This window comes from Proteus penneri, from assembly GCF_022369495.1.
GTDB classification, from domain to species: Bacteria; Pseudomonadota; Gammaproteobacteria; order Enterobacterales; family Enterobacteriaceae; genus Proteus; species Proteus penneri.
On the sequence record NZ_CP059690.1, the window covers coordinates 2,942,900 to 2,959,822 of the forward strand.

Here is a 16,923-nt window from a genome sequence, read left to right on the forward strand (position 1 = left end):
ACTCTTTAAGAGACGTGCCTTTTTACTTGATTGTAAAAACAAAAATTTAACTTATCTTTCTCATTTTTTTAATTATCTCAAGGAGTAAACGCTATGCTAGCCGTAGAATTGATTATCGTTCTGCTGGCCATTTTCCTCGGTGCGAGACTTGGGGGAATTGGTATCGGGTTTGCCGGTGGTTTAGGGGTTTTAGTTTTAGCCGCTATCGGTGTTAAACCTGGTTCAATCCCTTTTGATGTTATCTCCATCATTATGGCTGTTATTGCCGCAATCTCTGCGATGCAGGTTGCTGGTGGTTTGGATTATCTTGTTGGCCAAACTGAAAAACTGTTAAGACGTAATCCAAAATACATCACAATTCTTGCGCCAATTGTGACTTATTTCTTAACTCTATTTGCAGGTACAGGGAACATCTCTTTAGCAACACTACCAGTTATCGCTGAAGTTGCAAAAGAACAAGGCATCAAACCTTGCCGTCCTTTATCAACTGGTGTTGTTGCAGCTCAAATCGGTATTACTGCATCACCTATCTCTGCAGCGGTTGTCTACATGGCATCTGTCATGGAAAACCCTGCAATGGTCGGTGAAGGTAACACTGTAAGCTACATCACTCTGCTGTCTATCTTATTACCAGCGACTTTCCTTGCTATTATTCTGATGTCATTCATCGTGTCTTGGGTATTTAACTCAAAACTGTCTGATGATGCAGTCTATCGTGAGCGTTTAGAACAAGGTCTGGTTGAGTTACGTGGTAGCCAAGCGCGCAGAGAAACATTACCAGGTGCTAAATCATCTGTAATGCTGTTCTTACTAGGTGTTGTCTGTGTTGTTACTTATGCAATCATCAACAGCCCAAGCTTAGGCATTGTGAAAGAACCGTTAATGAACACAACTAACGCTATTCTGATCATCATGCTGAGTGTTGCAACACTTATCACTGTTTTCTGTAAAGTGAAAACTGACACCATCCTCAACTCAAGTACTTTTAAAGCAGGTATGAGTGCATGTATCTGTATTCTGGGTGTTGCATGGTTAGGTGATACTTTTGTTTCAAGCAACATTGATTGGATCAAACTGACTGCGGGTGATTTAATCACTGGCCATCCTTGGTTATTAGCCGTTATCTTCTTCTTCTGCTCTGCACTGTTATATTCACAAGCAGCAACAGCAAAAGCATTAATGCCAATGGCTTTAGCGCTAGGTGTATCTCCATTAACTGCAATAGCATCTTTCTCTGCGGTTTCTGGTCTGTTCATCCTGCCAACTTACCCAACATTGGTTGCGGCAGTTCAAATGGATGACACAGGTACAACCCGTATCGGTAAATTAGTCTTCAACCACCCATTCTTTATCCCTGGTACAATTGGTGTGGTATTAGCCGTTGCATTTGGTTTCCTCTTCGGTGGTATGCTCCTGTAGTTTGAAGTAAAAAATTAAAACATTGCAAAAAAGCGCCTAGCGCTTACAAAAAATAAAAAACAAGAAAATACCCCGTCGCAAGATGGGGTATTTTCATTTTACCCTGTCGCCTCTTGCTTTCATTTTTAGTTAAAGTCTGCTAATTATGATGTTCCCGCGACAACGTGATTTAAGGAGATTTCCGTGCAACGTGAAGCGTTATTAGACCACGTACTTATCCAGTTAGAGCAATATGGCTTAGCGGCGACTTTACCAGAGCTTCTTCAAGATTCGGGTATCAATGAATCTCAACTTTATCCATTCTGGCCGGATAGAGACGCCTTAATTTTTGATTGTCTTCGCCATCATGGGCAGCAAATTGATATTTGGCAACGCCAAGTGATGTTAGATGAAGAACTGACTATCGAACAAAAATTACTGGCACGTTATGATCAGCTCGCCATACGTTTAGAGAAAAACCGTTTTCCTGGTTGTTTATTTGTTGCAGCATGTAGCGCATACCCGGATGAACACGCTCAAATCCACCAATTAAGCCAACGTCAAAAACAAAGCTCATTTGATTACTCCAGAACGCTACTACGCGAGCTTGATATCGAAGACAGCGAGTTAGTTGCTAAACAGATGGAACTCATCTTAGAAGGCTGTTTAAGCCGTTTAATGGTGAATCATCATGCTGATGATATTATTACAGCAAAATTATTGGCAGAGGATATTCTTAAGATAGCTCAATGCCGTAAAAATGGCGCATTAAGTTAGTGTTGAATGTTGGAAAACGAAAGAAATGAGTTATTTTCTCGCGCCCCTCAATTTCTTTCTATAGAGTAGCAAAAAAGAAATTAAATCATCAAAAAAGAGAAAAATTTCTCTTTGACATGCAAAAAAGTGGATATCTTTACTGATTGTTATTTAAGCATTTTTTACTAAAAAATAGCTTATGATGAAAATTTAAACGTGAATAGAATAAAAAGAAAGCAAACAAACTTATTTTTGCATTTTTTATTAAAAAGACGTTGACGCATCCGGCTGAATACGGTTTAATGCGCCTCGTTAGCCCGAATAGCTCAGTCGGTAGAGCAGGGGATTGAAAATCCCCGTGTCCTTGGTTCGATTCCGAGTTCGGGCACCATCTTTAGAAAAACCAGCCTTAGGGCTGGTTTTTTGCTTTCTACGCTTCATCATTTTCAATATCCCTTTAAATGAGAAAATCCTTTTATTGAATTATGACTTTTCTTGTTCTCAGAAAACATTATTTCTCATGCAGCCTTATTATACGAACAAGACCGCATGAGATTAAAAATAGAATTATCTTTCTTGTAATGCTTGTTTCATCCTGGTTATTGGCTTAATCAAATATTGGAATACTGTTTTTTCACCCGTCTTAATATCCACACTCGCAATCATCCCAGGAATAACAGGTAATTCCTTTCCATTTTTGTCAGTAAGATGACTACTCTGTGTGGTGACTAGCACACGATAAAACGCTTCATCTTGGTTTAGTTTTAAATCACTGGGTCTCTTTTGATCATGTAATGTATCAGGGCTAACTAAAGTAACAACACCTTCCAACCCACCATAAATAGCGTAATCATATGCGGTCAGTTTAACTAATGCTGGCATTCCTGTGCGAACATAAGCAACATCTCTTGGGCTGATATATGCCTCAACTAATAGTTGGTCTTCTAATGGAACAATTTCCATAATATCCTGCCCCGCAGAAATTACCCCACCAACAGTATTAATACGTATATTCTTAACAATCCCTCTTAATGGAGCACGTATTAATGCACGTTCAACCGGATCAGCACGCCCTGCCATATTTTCCCTTGCCTGAGCTAATTCTGCTTCTGTTTTAACTAACTCAGCACTTGCTTCCGTTAAATATTTATTTTTCTTTTCATTTATCTGAGATTGAATATCAGCTGACTGTCGCTCCATTCGCAATAATTCCACAGCAGACATCGCACCTTGTGCAACAATAGGCCTTGTTATTGCAATCTCTCTGTCTAATAAGGCTTTACTTTTTTGTAAATTATCTATCCCTGACTCCAGTGCCTCTTTACGTATATTGTATACGGTTGTTTCACGCTCCACTAAATCAGTAGCTAATCCCTCAGGAAATTTAAGTTCTATAGAATAAGCCTCCGCTTTAAGTCTTGCCCGAATAGCTTCCAGATTATCAACCTTCACTTCACTTTCCCTTAAAATAGCCGATGAACGGGTATCATCTAGAGTCAACAATACTTGCCCTTTCTCAACAATATCCCCTTCCTTTACCTCCATACTTTTTAATATGCCAGCATCTAATGTCTGGATGATCTGTTCTCGACTGCTCGGAATAATACTACCTTGGCCTCGAGTCACTTCTTCAAGGCTACTGTTCCACGCCCAAATAACAAAAATAATCAAAAAAATCAGTAACATTGTGATCATCATAAAGCTCTTATGATGCTTTTCGTGCTGAAGTGCCGCATGTAAGTCATTGAGCAATGCTAAATCTTTATTAGAAAAAGCTTCTTTAGGATGACTTGGCGATGTCACTTGTTTTTTATTTAATTCATTCATTTCAACATTCTCAATCTTACTTATCTGTTTTGGCTTTTGAGTGAACAGTTATTTGTTTTTCTTTTTCATTTTTAGCTAACTGTTGTAAGACCGCATCTCTGGGGCCATCCATCACCACTTTACCGTTATCAACAACAATTATTCGGTTGACGATACTCAGAACCTGAGGTCGATGAGTAACAACCAATAATGTTCTTGCACGACACCATGCTGAAATGGCATTTAATGCCTGAATTTCTGAATATTGATCAAGTCCCGTTGTTGGTTCATCCAGTAAAACCACTTTAGGATTTCGCAACGTCATTCTAGCCAAAGCAACAATCTGTTTTTGCCCACCAGAAAGACCCAAACCATTCTCACCCAAGGACATATCTAATCCTCTTGGATGCTTTTTAATGACTTTGTCTAAGCCAAATCGCTTCAATGCCACAATCAAATCTTGATCACTAGAAAAACCATCCATACGGGCTAAATCAAGATTTTCTCTTAAACTACCTAAAAATAATCTTGGCGCCTGTTCTAACAACAAAACCTGATTACGCAAATAATGAGGATCTATTTGGCGAATATCGACATCATCTAATGTGATGCTTCCTTGTTCTGCTGGATAGAGTCCGGCAGCTAATTTTAAAGTCGTTGATTTACCACTACCAATACGTCCGAGTATTCCAACTTTTTCACCCGGCTTTATTTCAAATGATAAATTTTTCACTACACTGCTAGTATCTTGACTATAAGCAAATGAAACATTTTGGAATTTTATATTTCCGTTCATTTGTTTTAGCGTAATATATTTCCTATCAGGTTCACGTTCTGAAGGTCGCTCAACAATACCATTTACACCTTTTAAGGCGACCCAGGCCTGTTGAAAGCGCACAGCTAAACCCGCAATTTGCCCTAATGGTGATAACGCTCTACCAGATAAAATAACCGTTGCAATTAACGCCCCCATCGTAATTTTATTTGCAGGATCATCACTATGAATCAAATAAGTACCGATAATAACTAAAAATATCGTATTTAACTGTTGCATCATAACTGCAAAATAAATAACAAAATTACTGATATTTTTAACTTTCATTGATGAAGAAGCTGTTTTGGCTGTGTAATAATCCCAACGCTTTTGAGCCCAATTCATTGCATTATTCGTTTTTAACGTTTCTATGCCTTCAATCGCTTCTACTGCTAATCCTTGTCTTTGTGACGATTCCTTCATTGATTCATTAATATATTTTGATAAAGGTATCTGAGCTAAAAGACCAATAATAATAACCAGTGGAATTATCGTAAGTGGCACCAAAGCCAAGCTTCCCCCAACCAGTGCAATGACAGAGACAAATAAAATTAAAAAAGGCATATCAACTAATGTTAATAAACTTGCACTCGTCATAAAATCACGGACAGATTCAAAATCTCGTAAATTATTAACATAGGAGCCAGATGATATAGGCCTTTCCTGTAATTTAAGATTTGTCACTTTTCTAAATAAAGCCGAGCTGATAATTAAGTCAGCCTTTTTACCTGCAATATCCGTTAACCGTCCTCGGATCATCTTTGCTGTAAATTCAAATAATATCGCGATAATTACACCAATACTTAAAACCCAGAGAGTTTGATATGACTTATTTGGTATTACTCTGTCATAAACATTCATGACATATAATGAACTAACAAGTGCTAGAAAATTAATTACAAAAGTGGCAAGAATAATTTGATAATAATATTTTTTAAAGCGCCATATAACTTTAAAAAACCATGCTTTAGGCATTGTATATTCAGGCAACTCTGAACGTACATCTGTTGCAATACGAGGCTTAATAAACCAACAATAACCTAAATATTTTTCATTTAATTCCGCTTGAGTTAACCATACAGATAAACCATCGATTTGCTGAATTTTATATTTACGCTGTCCACTTTCATCAAATGAAATTTCCGTTAAAACAGCACTATCTTCATTTTTTAATAATAATAAGACTGGCATAGCCAGAGAGGGAATATCATCCAATAAGCGTTGTGATAATGTATTTTCAAATCCTTCACTCTTCAGATATTCAACCAGTGATGAAAAATCAATTCCCATCTTTGCGGTACGGATTGTATGTGCAGTTAGTGTAGCCACGGATAAATGTGTGCCTAATAACTGAGTTGTAAGAGAAAGACCTTCTATGATCAATTTCATAACTACAATATTTACCTTAATTTATTAATGTGCGAGTGAATTAAGTGCCCAGTGAGAAAGTGTTCCTTGCGCATATAAATAATCAAGCATTCCATACCTAAGATCACTCAATGTGGTGGCATAAGATAATTCAACATCAGATAGCTCTTTTTCTGCATTCAAAACATCTAACAAAGAACGGCGAGCAACATTAAATTGCAATTGATAAAAATCGACGACTTTTGTCGATGATAAAATTTGTGCATCTAATATCTTTAATTTTTGAGTACTTTTTTGAATATTAATTACAGATAAGCGCCTTGCTTCTTCAATATCTCGAATAACCCTATCCATTCGCTGTTGAGCTGCATTTAACTGGCTTACTTTTTCATCAATAGAATATAATGATGAAAAATTAATAATATCCCATGTCACATCAATGCCTATCTGACGATCATCTTCAGTTATATTTCCAGTTAAATTAATTTTCGGTAATTGTTTTTTATTTTCAACTTTAACGCCCAATTTTTTAGCATCGATATCAGCCTGACTCACAAGATAGGCAGGATTTTGATTATTATTTTCCGCAGTAAAATCTCTGTACATATCGCTGACTGTCATGTCAGAAAAAGGATTAACAAGATCACTCTCTCCAACCGGAAATCCAGTATATTTTGATAAAGTACTTAACGTTGTCATTAATTCTTTTTCATAATAATTAATATCTTGTTCTACTAATATTTTTCTTGCTTCTGCCTGAACATATTCAGAAACACGCCCTTCATCATTACGAGCTATTACATTTAATTCAGATATAATCTTATTATGTCTATCTAAACTCTTTTTCTTTACCGCAATAGATTCTTTAGCTAATAACGCTTTTAGATAGAGGTCTGATATGGTGTAAGCGACATTTTCTTTGGTTTCATTATATTTAAATTGATAATAAAGCTGTTCTTTTTCATTACGTTCAACATCATTTTCTATTCCACCAAAAGAATAGAGATTTAATTCCCCCCTTAGTCCTGGAGTAAAACTATTATTATCATAATCACTTTCATCACGATGATATTGCCCTAATAATTTATTTCCAGTTACGCTTATTACTGGAAAATGTTGAGCTCTAGCTTGATTAACTCTTGCAACAGATATATCTATATCGGCTTTAGCTTCTAATAACTCTGGTGCATTATTTAATGCGTTATTTAATATGTATTTTAAAGAATTTGCATGTGCATTAAATAATACGCCTCCAAAAATAACAAACGTTATTATTTTGAGTTTATTTATAGAAAACACAGATATTACCTCTAATAAAAAATACAATCTAAATATAGAAATTTATGATTGGCTAATAAGGCTGCTCGAATGAGCAGCCTTAGATTTAATTACAACAGATAATTAAATAACCCCTCCATTATCGATAATATTATTATCGATATAGACATTAGCACCACCTGCACTACTATAAAGTGTGTAAGTATGCTCAGTGCCATCTAACGCCGTTGCTTTAACAGTTGTGGCCGTTGCAGTAAATGTTCCTAAACTTCTTGCATCATCAGCCCCTAAATCAACTTTATCATTGGCATTACCGGAAATATAAAGCGTTGAATGGTCATTTATTCCCAATACATCCGATACTGTTAATTTAATGGTTTGAGATGAATTGTCTGCTTTCAGATTACTGCCAACAGTCATATCCACTTTCTCGAAGCCAGTAATACCTTCATTCTTCCCTGTAGCTAGATTGACAGAAATATTACCTGCCAGAACCAGAGTATCACTACCTTCTCCACCGTTAATGGAACCTTGATTACCAATAGGTTTGGTATCATAGTCTTTTGTCAGAACAACGATATCATCACCAGCACCCGCATCAATGGTTATATTACCATTTGAAATAGTGCCAATTTTGATTGTGTCATTCCCCTCACCACCATCAATGGTTGTCGCAGCTGAACCTAAAGTTGCACTAGTGGAATCAAATACATCATCACCAGCTCCTAGTGAAATAGTGGCGTTATATGCTCCCTCAGTAACGGTAACAGTATCATTACCATCCCCCATAGAAACAGTAGCACCACCATAAATCCACCCAGCAGTTAAAGTATCTGCATTATCACCGGTAGAAACATTACCAGTCAGATTTTTAGTGATAGTGATATTATCACTACCATATCCACCTAAAATTTCACCAGATACAGAGCCATAAATAGTGACAGTATTAACATCCGTAACTGCGTCAATATTAGTGTCATTACCCAGACTTAAATCGCTACCATCCTGATAAATAGCAAGATACTCTTTTGGCAGATTTGACTGACCTTGAATACCGCTACCCAAATCTAATAAACCGGATAATTTGGTATCATTTTGAGAGTTAGCATCCCCTTGAGTAAACGTATCACTGCCTGAGCCAAGATAGATTTGACCAGCATTTGTTACCCCAGTGTGTTTAATGGTAACCGTGTCGTTCCCTGATTCCATAAAGAGGTAACTACCAGCATACATAACACGCAACGCTGTATTCATACCATCCATAGTAAAGGTATCGTTACCTTCACCAGCATAGACTCGGGTATTGGTTAACATATTACCGCGAACCACCATCAGGTCATCGCCAGCCCCTAAATCAACAGTTGTAATACTTTGATTACCATCTGTTTTTGTACCATCAGGCCCATTATCCTGTGAGTTAGCCACATTGCTGTATGATGAAGTTTCGCTACCATCCTGATAATAACCAACATAAACTGTATCGTTATAATCAGTTGTTAACATAGGGTCAGAATCACCGCTAGTCGCACCGATGGTATATCCAAAATCACCTTTTCCCGCTTTAGATGATGATAATGAATATTTCAGCGTAAAATCACCATCCAGATTACGTAATGAAATTGGGTTACCATCATAAATAACACCGGTTGCTGAAGCACCTGCATTATTTACTGTCTCGGTTACAGCTGTAGCGTTATCAGATGTTCCCGTAATGGTTGCAAGTACTTTCTCCATACCTTCTGCATTGAATGCATTTTGGTTAGCTTCCATTGTTGGATCAACGATAAATGAAACACTCTTAGAGCCAGCAGGGATAACAACCGTTACTGTTGATGCACCATCATACGTTACTTTGCCAGTGTCACCATGCAGGGCAATTTTTCCGTTGTGCTGAGAGCCAGCAAGCGTTGAATAATCCTGTGCACTCGCATAACCTGCACCATTTGTTAAGGTTATGGTTACAGTCACATCTTGTGCTGCAGCATAATCCAGAGCAACGGTATACACTAATCCGGTAGTATCATCGTTGTCTTCAATGGTTGCTGGAACGTCAATTGCCTCACCAGAAACAGAAGCATTTCCGCTAACCTTGTCGCCGTTAGCATTCGTTGATGTTGTATCAACACTGATACTCACTGTTGGCAATACATCTGTTTTAGACGTTGCTGTTGCAGGATCACTTTCATTACCACTTGGATCTTTAGCAATTGCGGTCACTTCACTGTTATCTTTTACATTATCAGACGGAATAGTCGTGTTATTACCTTGACTGTCTGGGATCAAATTAGGATCGCTAGATGTCCAGCCATTATCCCCTTTCTCCATTGTTACAGTCTGTTTATCACCGTTTTCATCTTCAAACGTAATTTCAACAGTATCACCTTTATTGGCATCTCCTGGCAGTTCAACGGAAACAGAACCGTTATCTTCCGCATTTAATACCGGTGCCGATGGTGCCACCGTATCGACAGCAAAGTCAGTTGGTTGACCTTGACCACTGGTGTTACCTGCTGGATCGGTGATTTCCGCAGTAACTGAATAATTACCATCCGCTGTCACTTTATCCGCTGGAATAGTGACATTCGCTTTACCGGCTGCTACTTCATCCGCTGTCAGTGTGTGTTCAACAGTATCAGTGCTGCCATCAGGTTTGGTAATAGTCAGTGTCAGTGTGTCACCCGCTGCACTACCACCCGGTACGGTCACTTCAGTTTGTACGCCGTCTTTTAACTCATCAGCATTCACACCATTTGCCGCTTCTGGAATAATCACTACCGGTGTTGTATCTACCACACCATCACCGTCAGTATCCCCCGGAATTTGTGTATCAACAGCAAAGTCAGTTGGTTGACCTTGACCACTGGTGTTACCTGCTGGATCGGTGATTTCCGCAGTAACTGAATAGTTACCATCCGCTGTCACTTTATCCGCTGGAATAGTGACATCCGCTTTACCGGCTGCTACTTCATCCGCTGTCAGTGTGTGTTCAACGGTATCAGTGCTACCATCAGGTTTGGTAATAGTCAGTGTCAGTGTGTCACCCGCTGCACTACCCCCCGGTACGGTCACTTCAGTTTGTACGCCGTCTTTTAACTCATCAGCATTCACACCATTTGCCGCTTCTGGAATAGTCACTACCGGTGTTGTATCTACCACACCGTCACCGTCGGTATCCCCCGGAATTTGCGTATCAACAGCAAAGTCAGTTGCTTGACCTTGACCACTGGTGTTACCTGCTGGATCGGTGATTTCCGCAGTAACTGAATAGTTACCATCCGCTGTCACTTTATCCGCTGGAATAGTGACATTCGCTTTACCGGCTGCTACTTCATCCGCTGTCAGTGTGTGTTCAACGGTATCAGTGCTACCATCAGGTTTGGTAATAGTCAGTGTCAGTGTGTCACCCGCTGCACTACCACCCGGTACGGTCACTTCGGTTTGTACGCCGTCTTTTAACTCATCAGCATTCACACCATTTGCCGCTTCTGGAATAGTCACTACCGGTGTTGTATCTACCACACCATCACCGTCGGTATCCCCCGGAATTTGCGTATCAACAGTAAAGTCAGTTGGTTGACCTTTTCCACTGGTGTTGCCTGCTGGATCAGTGATTTCTGCTTTAACAGAATAATTACCATCCGCTGTCACTTTATCCGCTGGAATAGTGACATCCGCTTTACCGGCTGCTACTTCATCCGCTGTCAGTGTGTGTTCAACGGTATCAGTGCTACCATCAGGTTTGGTAATAGTCAGTGTCAGTGTGTCACCCGCTGCACTACCACCTGGTACGGTCACTTCAGTTTGTACGCCGTCTTTTAACTCATCAGCATTCACACCATTTGCCGCTTCTGGAATAGTCACTACCGGTGTTGTATCTACCACACCATCACCGTCGGTATCCCCGGGAATTTGTCCATCAGTGGCAAACTCCACTTTATTCCCTGGTTTGGCTGGGTTATTACCTTGGGTTAAGCTGACATCAACACTATTTTGGCCGTTTTGTACTGCGTCTTTCGGAATATCCATTGACACTTTACCCGCCGTGACTTCATCTTTCGTGACGGTATGTGTAATAGTTTCAGTGGTGTTATCCGGACGAGTAATAGTTAATGTAATTTCTGCGCCTTCCACAGTGCCTGCTGGTAAGGTGACTTCGGCCTGTAAACCGTCTTTCAGCTCATCCGCATTTGCATAGCCATCTGCCACTTCTGGGATAGTCAACACAGGAGCATCTGTAACACCATCTGTTTTTGAAGTGACAGTCGAAGGATCACTTTTATTACCACTTGGATCTTTAGCAATTGCGGTCACTTCACTGTTATCTTTTACATTATCAGACGGAATAGTCGTGTTATTACCTTGACTGTCTGGGATCAAATTAGGATTGCTAGATGTCCAGCCATTATCCCCTTTCTCCATTGTTACAGTCTGTTTATCACCGTTTTCATCTTCAAACGTAATTTCAACAGTATCACCTTTATTGGCATCTCCTGGCAGTTCAACGGAAACAGAACCGTTGTCTTCCGCATTTAATACCGGTGCCGATGGTGCCACCGTATCGACAGTAAAGTCAGTTGGTTGACCTTGACCACTGGTGTTACCTGCTGGATCGGTGATTTCCGCAGTAACTGAATAGTTACCATCCGCTGTCACTTTATCCGCTGGAATAGTGACATCCGCTTTACCGGCTGCTACTTCATCCGCTGTCAGTGTGTGTTCAACGGTATCAGTGCTACCATCAGGTTTGGTAATAGTCAGTGTCAGTGTGTCACCCGCTGTACTACCACCCGGTACGGTCACTTCGGTTTGTACGCCGTCTTTTAACTCATCAGCATTCACACCATCTGCCGCTTCTGGAATAGTCACTACCGGTGTTGTATCTACCACACCGTCACCGTCGGTATCCCCGGGAATTTGTCCATCAGTGGCAAACTCCACTTTATTCCCTGGTTTGGCTGGGTTATTACCTTGGGTTAAGCTGACATCAACACTATTTTGGCCGTTTTGTACTGCGTCTTTCGGAATATCCATTGACACTTTACCCGCCGTGACTTCATCTTTCGTGACGGTATGTGTAATAGTTTCAGTGGTGTTATCCGGACGAGTAATAGTTAATGTAATTTCTGCGCCTTCCACAGTGCCTGCTGGTAAGGTGACTTCGGCCTGTAAACCGTCTTTCAGCTCATCCGCATTTGCATAGCCATCTGCCACTTCTGGGATAGTCAACACAGGAGCATCTGTAACACCATCTGTTTTTGAAGTGACAGTCGAAGGATCACTTTTATTACCACTTGGATCTTTAGCAATTGCGGTCACTTCACTGTTATCTTTTACATTATCAGACGGAATAGTCGTGTTATTACCTTGACTGTCTGGGATCAAATTAGGATTGCTAGATGTCCAGCCATTATCCCCTTTCTCCATTGTTACAGTCTGTTTATCACCGTTTTCATCTTCAAACGTAATTTCAACAGTATCACCTTTATTGGCATCTCCTGGCAGTTCAACGGAAACAGAACCGTTGTCTTCCGCATTTAATACCGGTGCCGATGGTGCCACCGTATCGACAGTAAAGTCAGTTGGTTGACCTTGACCACTGGTGTTACCTGCTGGATCGGTGATTTCCGCAGTAACTGAATAGTTACCATCCGCTGTCACTTTATCCGCTGGAATAGTGACATTCGCTTTACCGGCTGCTACTTCATCCGCTGTCAGTGTGTGTTCAACAGTATCAGTGCTGCCATCAGGTTTGGTAATAGTCAGTGTCAGTGTGTCACCCGCTGCACTACCACCCGGTACGGTCACTTCAGTTTGTACGCCGTCTTTTAACTCATCAGCATTCACACCATTTGCCGCTTCTGGAATAGTCACTACCGGTGTTGTATCTACCACACCATCACCGTCAGTATCCCCGGAATTTGTCCATCAGTGGCAAACTCCACTTTATTCCCTGGTTTGGCTGGGTTATTACCTTGGGTTAAGCTGACATCAACACTATTTTGGCCGTTTTGTACTGCGTCTTTCGGAATATCCATTGACACTTTACCCGCCGTGACTTCATCTTTCGTGACGGTATGTGTAATAGTTTCAGTGGTGTTATCCGGACGAGTAATAGTTAATGTAATTTCTGCGCCTTCCACAGTGCCTGCTGGTAAGGTGACTTCGGCCTGTAAACCGTCTTTCAGCTCATCCGCATTTGCATAGCCATCTGCCACTTCTGGGATAGTCAACACAGGAGCATCTGTAACACCATCTGTTTTTGAAGTGACAGTCGAAGGATCACTTTTATTACCACTTGGATCTTTAGCAATTGCGGTCACTTCACTGTTATCTTTTACATTATCAGACGGAATAGTCGTGTTATTACCTTGACTGTCTGGGATCAAATTAGGATTGCTAGATGTCCAGCCATTATCCCCTTTCTCCATTGTTACAGTCTGTTTATCACCGTTTTCATCTTCAAACGTAATTTCAACAGTATCACCTTTATTGGCATCTCCTGGCAGTTCAACGGAAACAGAACCGTTGTCTTCCGCATTTAATACCGGTGCCGATGGTGCCACCGTATCGACAGTAAAGTCAGTTGGTTGACCTTGACCACTGGTGTTACCTGCTGGATCGGTGATTTCCGCAGTAACTGAATAGTTACCATCCGCTGTCACTTTATCCGCTGGAATAGTGACATTCGCTTTACCGGCTGCTACTTCATCCGCTGTCAGTGTGTGTTCAACAGTATCAGTGCTGCCATCAGGTTTGGTAATAGTCAGTGTCAGTGTGTCACCCGCTGCACTACCACCCGGTACGGTCACTTCAGTTTGTACGCCGTCTTTTAACTCATCAGCATTCACACCATTTGCCGCTTCTGGAATAGTCACTACCGGTGTTGTATCTACCACACCATCACCGTCAGTATCCCCGGGAATTTGTCCATCAGTGGCAAACTCCACTTTATTCCCTGGTTTGGCTGGGTTATTACCTTGGGTTAAGCTGACATCAACACTATTTTGGCCGTTTTGTACTGCGTCTTTCGGAATATCCATTGACACTTTACCCGCCGTGACTTCATCTTTCGTGACGGTATGTGTAATAGTTTCAGTGGTGTTATCCGGACGAGTAATAGTTAATGTAATTTCTGCGCCTTCCACAGTGCCTGCTGGTAAGGTGACTTCGGCCTGTAAACCGTCTTTCAGCTCATCCGCATTTGCATAGCCATCTGCCACTTCTGGGATAGTCAACACAGGAGCATCTGTAACACCATCTGTTTTTGAAGTGACAGTCGAAGGATCACTTTTATTACCACTTGGATCTTTAGCAATTGCGGTCACTTCACTGTTATCTTTTACATTATCAGACGGAATAGTCGTGTTATTACCTTGACTGTCTGGGATCAAATTAGGATCGCTAGATGTCCAGCCATTATCCCCTTTCTCCATTGTTACAGTCTGTTTATCACCGTTTTCATCTTCAAACGTAATTTCAACAGTATCACCTTTATTGGCATCTCCTGGCAGTTCAACGGAAACAGAACCGTTGTCTTCCGCATTTAATACCGGTGCCGATGGTGCCACCGTATCGACAGTAAAGTCAGTTGGTTGACCTTGACCACTGGTGTTACCTGCTGGATCGGTGATTTCCGCAGTAACTGAATAGTTACCATCCGCTGTCACTTTATCCGCTGGAATAGTGACATTCGCTTTACCGGCTGCTACTTCATCCGCTGTCAGTGTGTGTTCAACAGTATCAGTGCTGCCATCAGGTTTGGTAATAGTCAGTGTCAGTGTGTCACCCGCTGCACTACCACCCGGTACGGTCACTTCAGTTTGTACGCCGTCTTTTAACTCATCAGCATTCACACCATTTGCCGCTTCTGGAATAGTCACTACCGGTGTTGTATCTACCACACCATCACCGTCAGTATCCCCCGGAATTTGTGTATCAACAGCAAAGTCAGTTGGTTGACCTTGACCACTGGTGTTACCTGCTGGATCGGTGATTTCCGCAGTAACTGAATAGTTACCATCCGCTGTCACTTTATCCGCTGGAATAGTGACATCCGCTTTACCGGCTGCTACTTCATCCGCTGTCAGTGTGTGTTCAACGGTATCAGTGCTACCATCAGGTTTGGTAATAGTCAGTGTCAGTGTGTCACCCGCTGCACTACCACCCGGTACGGTCACTTCGGTTTGTACGCCGTCTTTTAACTCATCAGCATTCACACCATTTGCCGCTTCTGGAATAGTCACTACCGGTGTTGTATCTACCACACCATCACCGTCGGTATCCCCGGGAATTTGTCCATCAGTGGCAAACTCCACTTTATTCCCTGGTTTGGCTGGGTTATTACCTTGGGTTAAGCTGACATCAACACTATTTTGGCCGTTTTGTACTGCGTCTTTCGGAATATCCATTGACACTTTACCCGCCGTGACTTCATCTTTCGTGACGGTATGTGTAATAGTTTCAGTGGTGTTATCCGGACGAGTAATAGTTAATGTAATTTCTGCGCCTTCCACAGTGCCTGCTGGTAAGGTGACTTCGGCCTGTAAACCGTCTTTCAGCTCATCCGCATTTGCATAGCCATCCGCCACTTCTGGAATACTTAAAACTGGTACATCTGTAACAGGATCTGGTTTTGCTGTTACAGTAACATCATCACTTTTATTACCACTTGGATCTTTTGAACTTGCGGTAACGTCGCTATTATCTTTTATCTTGTCATTAGGAATAGTGACCTGATCGTTATCTGTATCAGGAATTAAGTCCGGATTGCTCGATGTCCAGCCATTATCGTCTTTCTCTAATGTGACAGTATTTGAATTACCATCTTCATCTTCAAAAGTAACATCTACAGAATCACCTTTGTTTGCATCTTTTGGTAAATCGATAGAAACAGAACCATCATCTTCAGCTGTTAATCCCGGTTTACTTGGTGCAGTGACATCTGCATCATTACCTTTATTGTCACTACCATGATTTCTATTAGCTAAAAAGATCGCTAATGCACTACCGATAGAACCCACAGCCCATAAAAATAGGCCAATTCCATTATCATTATCAGAAAGAGTACCTGTTTCACCAGCAACTAAATTCTCTAAAACAGGACCATCTTGAGTAATAGTGGCTTCCCCCATTACTCCATTTTGATCTAAGACATTTAAAGTTGCATAACACTGTTGCTCTCCTGGTTTGCATTCTTCCCAGAAATCTTTAATTACAACTTCAATATCTTGTTCTTTACTAGATAAAATAAGATCATCCGATTTACGAAGTGCTTTAATATCTAGTGGTGAAAGATTTGTTTCAGAATCAAATAATTGATAAACCTCATTTGGCTTTGCCGTTATTACATGCTTTGCATGTGGATTTAACTGCACTTGTATATCTGAATTTTTTTCAGAAAAGATAAATTTCATAATAATTACCTAGCATTAGAATAGAACTTCTAAACAGAAGATACTTTCTTTTTATTTAAAAAATTTCTTTATTAAGAATTAGTTACAAAA

The 16,923-nt window shown here is 40.6% G+C and carries 7 protein-coding genes and 1 tRNA gene; 3 read left to right on the forward strand and 5 right to left on the reverse strand.

Annotated elements, in window-relative coordinates; genetic code table 11:
* The first annotated feature begins 93 nt into the window (after window positions 1-93).
* The 3 genes from H1225_RS13335 (at window position 94) to H1225_RS13345 (ending at window position 2,545) form a co-directional block, all read left to right on the forward strand.
* Window positions 94-1,419, forward strand: a complete 1,326-nt coding sequence (locus H1225_RS13335; protein ID WP_161670876.1) for an anaerobic C4-dicarboxylate transporter — start codon at window positions 94-96, stop codon at window positions 1,417-1,419.
* A 183-nt stretch (window positions 1,420-1,602) separates the two neighbouring features.
* Complete coding sequence (gene dicD, locus H1225_RS13340) at window positions 1,603-2,175, forward strand: division control transcriptional repressor DicD (RefSeq protein ID WP_161669513.1); 573 nt, start codon at window positions 1,603-1,605, stop codon at window positions 2,173-2,175.
* Between the two features lie 294 nt (window positions 2,176-2,469).
* Window positions 2,470-2,545, forward strand: a tRNA-Phe gene (locus H1225_RS13345).
* Window positions 2,546-2,721: 176 nt separating this feature from the next.
* Here the strand turns inward: H1225_RS13345 and H1225_RS13350 are convergent.
* From H1225_RS13350 to H1225_RS13370, 5 genes are all read right to left on the reverse strand, one after another.
* Entirely contained in the window at window positions 2,722-3,981 is a 1,260-nt protein-coding gene (locus H1225_RS13350) for an HlyD family type I secretion periplasmic adaptor subunit (protein ID WP_161723768.1), read from the reverse strand.
* A 16-nt stretch (window positions 3,982-3,997) separates the two neighbouring features.
* Entirely contained in the window at window positions 3,998-6,163 is a 2,166-nt protein-coding gene (locus H1225_RS13355; protein ID WP_161723766.1) for a type I secretion system permease/ATPase, read from the reverse strand.
* 24 nt (window positions 6,164-6,187) lie between these two features.
* The gene (locus H1225_RS13360; RefSeq protein WP_161707020.1) at window positions 6,188-7,441 is read right to left on the reverse strand and encodes a TolC family protein; all 1,254 of its coding nucleotides are present in this window, start codon (window positions 7,439-7,441) and stop codon (window positions 6,188-6,190) included.
* A 102-nt stretch (window positions 7,442-7,543) separates the two neighbouring features.
* Window positions 7,544-13,312, reverse strand: coding sequence for an Ig-like domain-containing protein (locus tag H1225_RS13365; RefSeq protein ID WP_239739156.1), 5,769 nt, complete (start codon window positions 13,310-13,312; stop codon window positions 7,544-7,546).
* The gene (locus H1225_RS13370) at window positions 13,306-16,833 is read right to left on the reverse strand and encodes an Ig-like domain-containing protein (RefSeq protein ID WP_239739158.1); all 3,528 of its coding nucleotides are present in this window, start codon (window positions 16,831-16,833) and stop codon (window positions 13,306-13,308) included. Before H1225_RS13370 ends, H1225_RS13365 begins: the two co-directional genes overlap by 7 nt.
* Window positions 16,834-16,923 lie beyond the last annotated feature (90 nt).

Excerpts from the sequence above, each read along its gene's own strand:
- H1225_RS13335 (WP_161670876.1), top strand. The coding sequence starts at position 94 with ATGCTAGCCGTAGAATTGATTATCGTTCTGCTGGCCATTTTCCTCGGT.
- H1225_RS13350 (WP_161723768.1), bottom strand. The coding sequence starts at position 3,981 with ATGAATGAATTAAATAAAAAACAAGTGACATCGCCAAGTCATCCTAAA.
- H1225_RS13355 (WP_161723766.1), bottom strand. The coding sequence starts at position 6,163 with ATGAAATTGATCATAGAAGGTCTTTCTCTTACAACTCAGTTATTAGGC.
- H1225_RS13370 (WP_239739158.1), bottom strand. The coding sequence starts at position 16,833 with ATGAAATTTATCTTTTCTGAAAAAAATTCAGATATACAAGTGCAGTTA.